The sequence below is a fragment of the Gaoshiqia sediminis genome (assembly GCF_025907915.1).
GTDB classification, from domain to species: domain Bacteria; phylum Bacteroidota; class Bacteroidia; order Bacteroidales; family Prolixibacteraceae; genus Gaoshiqia; species Gaoshiqia sediminis.
Genome location: NZ_JAPAAF010000066.1, coordinates 1 through 9,351, shown reverse-complemented (window position 1 = coordinate 9,351; position 9,351 = coordinate 1). Strand labels below are relative to the sequence as shown.

At 47.5% G+C, this 9,351-nt stretch carries 8 protein-coding genes; all 8 read left to right on the top strand.

Annotated elements, in window-relative coordinates; genetic code table 11:
* The coding region (locus N2K84_RS19620) for a glycoside hydrolase family 3 C-terminal domain-containing protein (RefSeq protein ID WP_282593536.1) at nucleotides 1-726 on the top strand (726 nt) is incomplete at its 5' end.
* A gap of 69 nt (nucleotides 727-795) precedes the next feature.
* Nucleotides 796-1,887, top strand: coding sequence for an alpha/beta hydrolase-fold protein (locus N2K84_RS19615; RefSeq protein ID WP_282593535.1), 1,092 nt, complete (start codon nucleotides 796-798; stop codon nucleotides 1,885-1,887).
* Between the two features lie 6 nt (nucleotides 1,888-1,893).
* A complete protein-coding gene (locus tag N2K84_RS19610) occupies nucleotides 1,894-3,057 on the top strand; it encodes an alpha/beta hydrolase-fold protein (protein WP_282593534.1) in 1,164 nt (387 codons plus the stop codon).
* A gap of 30 nt (nucleotides 3,058-3,087) precedes the next feature.
* Entirely contained in the window at nucleotides 3,088-4,293 is a 1,206-nt protein-coding gene (locus N2K84_RS19605) for an alpha/beta hydrolase (RefSeq protein ID WP_282593533.1), read from the top strand.
* Nucleotides 4,294-4,298: 5 nt separating this feature from the next.
* Nucleotides 4,299-5,864, top strand: a complete 1,566-nt coding sequence (locus tag N2K84_RS19600; RefSeq protein ID WP_282593532.1) for a carboxylesterase/lipase family protein — start codon at nucleotides 4,299-4,301, stop codon at nucleotides 5,862-5,864.
* A 31-nt stretch (nucleotides 5,865-5,895) separates the two neighbouring features.
* Nucleotides 5,896-7,551: a sialate O-acetylesterase gene (locus N2K84_RS19595; RefSeq protein ID WP_282593531.1), complete on the top strand. Its 1,656-nt coding sequence runs from the start codon at nucleotides 5,896-5,898 to the stop codon at nucleotides 7,549-7,551.
* A 52-nt stretch (nucleotides 7,552-7,603) separates the two neighbouring features.
* The gene (locus N2K84_RS19590; RefSeq protein WP_282593530.1) at nucleotides 7,604-8,974 is read left to right on the top strand and encodes a glycoside hydrolase family 43 protein; all 1,371 of its coding nucleotides are present in this window, start codon (nucleotides 7,604-7,606) and stop codon (nucleotides 8,972-8,974) included.
* A 176-nt stretch (nucleotides 8,975-9,150) separates the two neighbouring features.
* A partial coding sequence (locus tag N2K84_RS19585) for a glycoside hydrolase N-terminal domain-containing protein (RefSeq protein ID WP_282593529.1) occupies nucleotides 9,151-9,351 on the top strand: 201 nt, incomplete at its 3' end.

The following is a 9,351-nucleotide window of genomic DNA, read 5'->3' as shown; positions in this document are numbered from 1 at the left end:
TATCCCGGATTCAAAGGAGGCGACCGCACGAACATCGAATTACCGGCCGTGCAGCGCAATTGCCTGAAAGCCCTGAAAGCAGCCGGTAAAAAGGTAGTTTTTGTCAATTGTTCGGGCTCGGCCATCGCCCTGGAACCCGAAACTCAAAGTTGCGATGCCATTGTGCAAGCCTGGTATGCCGGCGAGCGGGGAGGATCAGCCATTGCCGATGTGCTTTTTGGTGACTACAATCCCGGGGGTAAACTGCCGCTTTCTTTCTATAAAAACTCCGATAAGCTGGGCGATTTCGAAGATTATTCAATGACCGACCGTACCTATCGTTATACCACCGAAACGCTTTTCCCCTTTGGTTTTGGCTTAAGTTACACCACTTTCGAAATTGGAAACGCAACAATCAGCAAAACCAACATTCAGGCCAACGAAAATGTACAGTTAAGCATTCCTGTAAAAAATACCGGCAAAAGGGCCGGAACCGAGATTGTGCAGGTTTACATCCGCAAGGTAAACGACGTGGATGGCCCATTGAAGACCCTGCGTGGCTTTCAACGGGTAGAATTGGCAGCAGGAAAATCGGAAACCGCTACCATCGAACTCACGCCTTCATCGTTTGAGTTTTACGACTGGAGCCAAAGAAAAATGGCTGTTACACCCGGCCAATACGAAGTATTATACGGAAATAGTTCCAATAACAATGATTTGAAACATTTAAGTGTGATCATTGAATAAGACGCACTAAACATGAAATAAATGCTGAAGGACTGAAATATGATAAGCTAACTATTTAAACGAATGAAAATGATAAAACAAATCTCCTTATTCTTTGTATTGTGTGTTTTCGTTTCGATGAACACAAGAGCACAGGTGGTCGAAGACTTCCAACCTTCGCCGGTAAACCAGCCCGGAAGTGCGTATCCACAGGTTAATTCCGAAGGCCGCGTAAGAACGCAAATTATGGCACCCGATGCCAAATCTGTTCAGCTCGATATTGGCGGGGTGAAGTACGACATGGTGAAAGATGAAAACGGGCTCTGGACCGGTGAATCAGCTCCGCAGGACGTTGGTTTCCACTATTACCAGCTGAACATCGACGGTGCTTCGGTTCCCGATCCCGGCAGCTTATTCTTTTACGGCGCCTGTCGCTACGGAAGTGGTATTGAAGTTCCATCCGACGATCAGGAAATTTTTGCCATTAAGGATGTTCCGCACGGCCATGTGCACGAAATCTGGTTCCCTTCAGAAAGTACCAAAACCGATCGACGGGCTTTTGTTTACACGCCTCCGGGTTACGACAAGGCATCGTCGGAACGCTATCCGGTTTTGTACCTTCAGCATGGCTATTGCGAAAATGAAACTTCGTGGCCAGTTCAGGGACGGGCTAATTTCATCATGGACAACCTGATTGCCGAAGGAAAGGCCAGGCCGTTCATTATTGTGATGACCTACGGCATGACCAACGAGATCAGTTTTGGCGGCCTGCGCAATTTCGATATCAAGCCGTTCCAGACCGTTCTTATTGACGAATTGATACCATATGTTGATACCAACTTCAGGACCCTGTCCAATCAGGAGAACCGCGCCATGGCCGGTCTTTCGATGGGGGGGTTCGAAACCAGGCTGATCACCCTGAACCGGCCCGATGTGTTTTCGTATTATGGTCTTTTCAGCGGTGGTGTGTACAAATCGGAAGAACTGTCGGAGCATGAAAACCTGAAACTTGTTTTCATGAGTTGTGGAAGCAAGGAACGTCCCGATGGGGTAAAAAGCGCAGCTGCCGAATTGAAATCTGGCGGTATTAACGCTGAATACTACATTTCGGAAGGAACAGCCCACGAATTTCATACCTGGCGCCGTAGCCTGCACCAATTGGCTCAACTGCTTTTTAAATAAAAGAAAATGAAGCATTTTTTATGGATTCTGGCATTGGTGGTATTGTCAACTGTCGAATTAGTTGTAGCCCAATCAAGCCAGGGGATCGATGATTTCAAACCTTCGGAAGTGAACCAGCCCGGGAAAGCATTTCCGCAGGTAAATTCCGAAGGGCGCGTACGTGCACAAATTTCAGCTCCCGAAGCTAAACTGGTTCAGCTCGACATTGGGGGTGTAAAGTACGACATGGTGAAAGATGAAAACGGGCTATGGACCGGCGAATCGGAACCACAGGACGAAGGTTTTCACTATTATCAGTTGAACATTGACGGTGCATCGGTACCCGATCCCGGCACCAAATACTTTTATGGTGCCGGACGGTGGGGCAGCGGTATTGAAATTCCGGCACACGACCGCGATTTTTACGCTATGAAAGAAGTGCCACACGGACTGGTGAGCGAGGTGAATTATTTCTCGAAACTGACCCAGTCGTTCCGACGTTGTTTTGTTTATACCCCGCCGGGTTACGAAACAAATGCCGATAAACGCTACCCGGTACTTTATCTTCAACACGGAAGTTTTGAAGACGAAACCGGCTGGCCAGGCCAGGGCAAAGCCAATCTGATCCTCGACAACCTGATTGCAGCCCGAAAGGCCGTTCCCATGATCATCGTAATGGACAATGGCTATGCTTTTCAACCAAATGACAAGGCCGCTGCCCATGCGCGTCCGGTCTCGGTATTCGAAGAGGTGATGATCACTGAAATTATCCCGATTATTGATGCAAGATTCCGCACCTTGCCTGACCGAAAACACCGGGCAATAGCCGGCTTGTCAATGGGTGCCAATCAAACCATGCGCATCATTATGAACAACCTGGACAAGTTTTCCAGTTACGGTGGTTTTAGCGGGACTTCCAATTACCCGAGCGCCAGCGAAATTGATCCGGCAACTTTTCTCAACGGACAATTCAACGATGGAAAGAATGTGAATGAGCAAATCGATGTTTTCTGGCTTGGGTTGGGAACCAAAGAACCCGAACCTTTTCCGGGTTCCGTCGGCGCCTTCCGGAAGATGCTTGAAAAACAGGGAATCGGGTATGAATATTACGAATCGCCCGAAACAGCCCACGAATGGCAAACCTGGCGAAGAAGCCTTTACCAGTTTTCTCAATTGCTTTTTCAGGATTGAAAAAATTGAATCTGAAAATAAATGAAGTACATGATGAAAAAAATCTGGAGTATCCTCTTCGTTCTTGCTATTGCATGCATGTGTAATATTGGATCTGCCCGGGCACAGCAGGCCAATGTCAATCTTGATTATAACCCACAGAAAAACACCGAAGGTCTGACTCCCTTCAGTGCTCCGCTAAATTCGCCCGAAGTGCACGATGACCGAACGGTAACTTTCAGGGTGAAAGCTCCCAATGCAGAATTGGTTGAATTAAACCCGGGGGCAATACATACCGCGCTTGATCTGGGGCGTGAACCGCTTCCGTTTGCAAAAGGCGAAGAGGGAATCTGGACCCTGACCATTGGCCCGCTGCCGGTCGATATGTATGCCTATCATGTCAGAATTGACGGGGTGCAGGTTGCAGATCCAAGTAATACTTGCGCTGCTTTTACGGCCATGCCGCCTTACAGTCAGTTGATTGTACACGGTGACGGACCGGCCTGGTACGATGCACAAGATGTTCCGCACGGAAATGTAACCCGTCATGTTTATCATTCAAAAGTAAGCAAGGGCGAACGTGAACTCTATGTGTACACGCCTCCGGGCTACGACCCGAATAAAAAGTATCCGGTTTTGTATTTGCTGGGTGGAAGCGGCGAGCTTCCTTCCAACTGGGTGTACGATGGAAGGGTGAATTTTATTATGGATAACCTGCTGGCCGAAGGGAAAGCCGAACCCATGATCATTGCCCTTCCCAACAATCAAATCATTCACCGGAATCATCCGCAACATGCCGAACTCACCTTCGATCTCTTTGAGCAAGAGCTTCGGGAGCAGGTTATTCCTTTGGTCGATCAAAGTTACAGCACCATTCAATCTCCCAAAGGAAGGGCCATTTCGGGCTTGTCGATGGGCGGTCGTCACAGCATGTTCATCGGTTTCCGCTCGCTCGATTTGTTTGCTAATTTTGGTATTCTCAGTGCCGGTGATGTAACAGCCGAAACAACGCTAAAAAGCTTTTTAGTTGATCCCAAAGTCAACGAGAAAGTCGATTACCTTTTTGTAGGACAAGGCACGAAGGAAGCGCAGGGCTTTTTTAATCAACGGGTTCAGGGCCTGGTTGAGGCCTTAAATACGCATGATATCAAGCATGAATATTACGTAGGTGGAAATGGCGGTCACGACTGGTCTACCTGGCGTCACCTCTTGTATTACCGCTTTCTGCCCAACCTTTGGAAAAAAATATTAAACTAGATGAAATGAAACAAATCAACTTCCTGTTTATCGCAATGCTGGTCCTTGTTTCAGGTGCCTGCACCCAACTTCAACCCGGTCAGCTTAAGGTTGAAGGGGGAATCATCCAGGGAACCCTTACCGATGATTTGAGCATTTACAAAGGCATTCCCTTTGCGGCACCGCCCGTTGGCGAACTGCGCTGGAAAGCGCCTCAACCTGTTGAACCCTGGGAGGGCGTAAAGCAAACCACCGAATATGCCCCGGCACCCATGCAGGGCGGAAATCCTGTTTCGGGAAAAAGCGAGGATTGCCTATACTTAAATGTGTGGACACCTGCCAAATCGGCCAACGAAAAGTTACCAGTTTTGGTTTGGATCTACGGTGGTGGCTTCAGTTTTGGCTCCACCTCCGATCCCGTTCACAATGGTGAGCACCTGGCACGCAAAGGCGTTGTGCTGGTGAGCATTGCTTATCGGGTAGGGCAGCTGGGCTTCCTGGCGCATCCCGAACTGAGTGCCGAAAGCCCCAACAGCGTGTCGGGTAACTACGGTTTGCTCGATCAAATTGCCGGATTGCAGTGGATCCAAAACAACATCGCAGCCTTTGGTGGCGACTCGGACAAAGTGACCATTTTTGGCGAATCGGCCGGCGGCATTGCCGTGAGCATGTTGTGTGCATCGCCCTTGGCAAAAGGTTTGTTCCAGGGTGCCATTTCGCAAAGTGGAGGGTCGTTTGGACCAACCCGCCCCACCACTTATCCCGGCGAAAACATGAAGACCCTTCAACAGGCCGAACAGGATGGTATTGAATACCTGAAAGGTTTAGGGCTTTCGAGCATGGAAGAACTTCGGAAAGTCGAAGCTGAAAAACTGATTCCCCAAGGATGGACCATGCCCGGCGGCTGGCCCATTGTGGATGGCTATATCATTCCCGATGATCAGTTCAAATTGTACGAAGCAGGAAACTATAACGATGTACCGGTGCTCATTGGCTATAACTCCGACGAGGGGCTGAGTTTTCCGGCAGGCCGGACACCCCAGGAATACATCGCCAATGTACAGGAACGTTTTGGGCCATATGCCGATTCGTTGTTACAGGCCTATCCGCTTGGCGAAAACAACGTTCCTCGCTCGGCCCGCAATCTGATGCGCGATGCGGCCTTTGGCTGGCATACCTGGAGCTGGGCAAGGCTTCAATCGAATACAGGGAAATCGGATGTGTATTATTACTATTTCGACCAACACCCCGAACGCCCCGCAGATTCACCCCAGGCCGACCATGGCACACCCCATGGTGTGGATGTGCCTTTTGTGTTTATGAACCTCGATCCGAAAAATCCAAATACAAGCGAAGCCGATTTATCCATTTCGGAAACCATGGCTACTTATTGGACCAACTTTGCCAAATACGGGCATCCCAATAGCAAAGACGTTCCCGAGTGGCCAGCATTCAGCGAGGCCAATCCGGTAGTCATGTCCCTTGGTCCCAATACGTATTTAGGTCCTGTTCCCGATGAGGCATCCCTTCAGGTTTTGGACAACTATTATCAATGGAGACGTTCTTCCGAAGGGAAAGAATGGGCTCAATAAAATTATGTACTAAACGCTAAATCTACTTGCTATGAATAAATTCAAATTGTTTGTTTTAATCGTGCTTCTTTTTTCAGGTACCTATAGCTTTTCGCAAGATCCCGATTTTCACATTTACCTGTGTTTTGGCCAGTCGAACATGGCAGGAGCAGCCCGGGCTGAAGCGCAGGATTCAATCGTGGATGCCCGTTTTCAAATGATGAGTGCCATGGATTGCCCTGATAAAGGACGAAAAATGGGAAACTGGTACACGGCCACTCCGCCGCTTTGCGATTGCAATGCAGGAATTTCGCCAGCCGATTATTTTGGCCGTACGCTGCTTGCCAGTCTACCCGGCAACATCAGGATAGGAGTTATCAACGTATCGGTTGGTGGCTGTCGTATTGAGCTTTTCGATAAGGAAAACTACCAGTCATATGTTGAAACCGCGCCCGACTGGATGCTCAACTGGATCAATAATTATGGTGGAAATCCGTACGCAAGACTTGTTGAAATGGCCAGGCTGGCACAGAAAGACGGTGTAATTAAGGGCATTCTGTTACACCAGGGAGAATCGAATCCCAACGATACCCTTTGGACACAAAAGGTGAAAGGTGTTTACGACAACTTGATGAACGATTTGAATCTCGATCCAACAAAAACCCCCTTGTTGGCGGGTGAACTGTTGAGCGCAGAATTCGAAGGGAAATGTTTTGCTTTCAACCAATTTATTGCTCAATTGCCCGAAGTGATTCCCAATGCCCATATTATTTCTTCGGAAGGTTGCCCCGGTATGCCCGACGGACTTCATTTTACAGCCGAAGGTTACCGGATACTGGGCAAACGCTATGGTGAAAAGATGCTTTCGTTGCTCATTGAAAATAAAACGGGTTTAATGCAAAGGGTAGTTGAGGATGGAGGAACCGGTGCATACAAGGCCATTATGTCCACCGATAATTCGCTGCCAACCCATACGATTTTTCGGCCTGATGACCTGGGTGTTTTCGGGAAGAAAAACCAATTGCCAATTATTGTATGGGGGAATGGAGCCTGTGCCAATTCTCCTTGGGAGCATGTCAACTTTTTATCAGAAGTTGCATCACACGGTTTTCTGACAATTGCCATAGGGCCTATGCCAAAGGAAGGGGAGCGTGGTCAAGGACGATCAGCATCTTCACAGCTTTTAGATGCCATTGATTGGGCAATCGCACAAAACAACGATAAGTCAAGCGTATTTTATAAAAAAATTGATGTTTCTAAGATTGCTGTCAGTGGTATGTCGTGTGGTGGTTTGCAAACCCTCGAAGTGGCACCCGATCCACGCGTAACCACCGCAGTGGTTTGCAACAGTGGCATCATAGGAAATGGAGGTGGCATGCCGGGTATGCCTTCCTTGAAAAAAGAACACCTGGCAAAATTACATTCCCCAACCCTCTATTTGCTGGGAGGCGAGTCAGATATCGCATATAAAAACGGGATGGACGACTATAATAGGATCAACCATGTTCCGGTATTTGTTGCCAATATGGACGTTGGTCATGGCGGCACCTATGGTCAGCCTCATGGCGGTGAGTTTGCCATTGTGGCCACTGCCTGGTACAAATGGCAACTGAAGGGTGATCAGGAAGCCGGGAAAATGTTTACCGGAAATCCTTGTCAGCTTTCAAAATCAACAGTCTGGAAAGTGGATAAGAAAAACTTGCCATAGGCTTTACGAAACGAATAAGGAAATAGAAGATTAGTTAAAATGATTTTTTCAGATGAAGAATAGAATAATCACACCATTGCTCATTGCTTTACTTTTACCAATGATTGGTTTTGCACAAAACCCCATCGTTCAAACTTATTTCACAGCCGATCCGGCACCTATGGTTTATAACGGCACGGTTTACGTGTACACTTCACATGACGAAGATTCAACAGTGAACAACTTTTTTACCATGTACGACTGGCGTTGCTATTCGTCGAAAGATATGGTGAACTGGACCGATCATGGCGCGGTGGCTTCGCTCAAAAACTTCACCTGGATGAACAAAACCAACGGCGCTTGGGCTCCACAGTGCATCGAGCGGAACGGCAAGTTCTACCTGTATGTACCCATTCATGGTGAAGGAATTGCCGTGTTGGTTTCCGATTCTCCAACCGGCCCTTTCAGCGATCCGATTGGAAAGCGACTGGTTGACAGCGACCATATCTGGCAGGACATCGACCCAACGGTTGCATTCGACGACAAAGGCCAGGCGTATTTGTATTGGGGAAATCCTGGTTTGTGGTATGTCAAGTTGAACGAGGATATGGTTTCGTACGATAAAACCGTTGGCGATAATGGAATCGTTTCAATTGAAATGACCCCCGAAGCATTTGGCTCGAAAGAAGGCCGCGACGGCAAACCCCGAACAACCTACACCGAAGGCCCTTGGTTCTACAAGCGCAACAACCTGTATTACATGGTGTACGCTGCCGAAGGTATTCCTGAGTATATTTCCTATTCTACGGCACCATCGGCTGAAGGGCCTTGGACGTACAAAGGCCAAATCATGGAAAGGGCCGATCACCTGGCTTTTACCAACCACGCTGGAATCATCGATTTCAACGGGAATTCGTACATCTTCTATCACGACCAGGCTTTGTCGAAAGGCCAAGGCTTTAAACGCTCGGTAAGTGTGGAGCAATTCAGTTACAATGCCGATGGTACTATTCCTCTCATCGAACCTACGAAAGAAGGCGTGAAAAAAAGCGTTTCGAATTTAAAGCCTTTTCAAAAAGTGGAAGCTGAAACCATTGCCTGGTCCGAGGGCGTGAAAACCACATCCGACAATAGAACCGGTATTTATGTAACCAATATTGATGATGGCGACTACATCAAAGTGCGTAGTGTCGATTTTGGAAAAGGTGCCAAGAAATTTGAAGTTCGGGCTGCTGTTATGGACGGAGGAGAAATTGAAATTCGGCTGGATGATAAAGATGGTTTACTTCTGGGAACCTGTGAAATACCAAATACCGGAGATATCAATGCCTGGAAAACGTTCTCCGCAAAGGTGAATAAGCAGAAAGGAATACATGATTTGTATTTTGTATTTAGAGGTGGAGATGGCGAACTGTTCAAGCTCGACTATTGGAAATTTAAGTAAAGGAGAAAAACATTGTTTCCTTATTTGAAGCCTTATCTTTGGTATATTGGTCAAAAAGGGTGATTCATAATCATGCATAATGCGAGCTAATTGCGCTCGCCCAGGTTTGTTTCACTGGTTTTTGCAGGCTGATAAAAAGAGTAAGACATTGAGGTAATCATAAAATAAAGATTCACGTGAAAAAAATTAATTCTATTTTCTTGTTTTTGATCTTGTTGTCAATTTCCTGTTATAGTGATGATTCAGACAGCAGCCTGAAAATGTGGTACGACAGGCCGGCAACAGTTTGGAATGAAGCCCTTCCGGTAGGGAATGGCCGGTTGGGAGCGATGATTTATGGCGATCCGGTTAACGAAAAAATCCAGCTGAACGAAGAA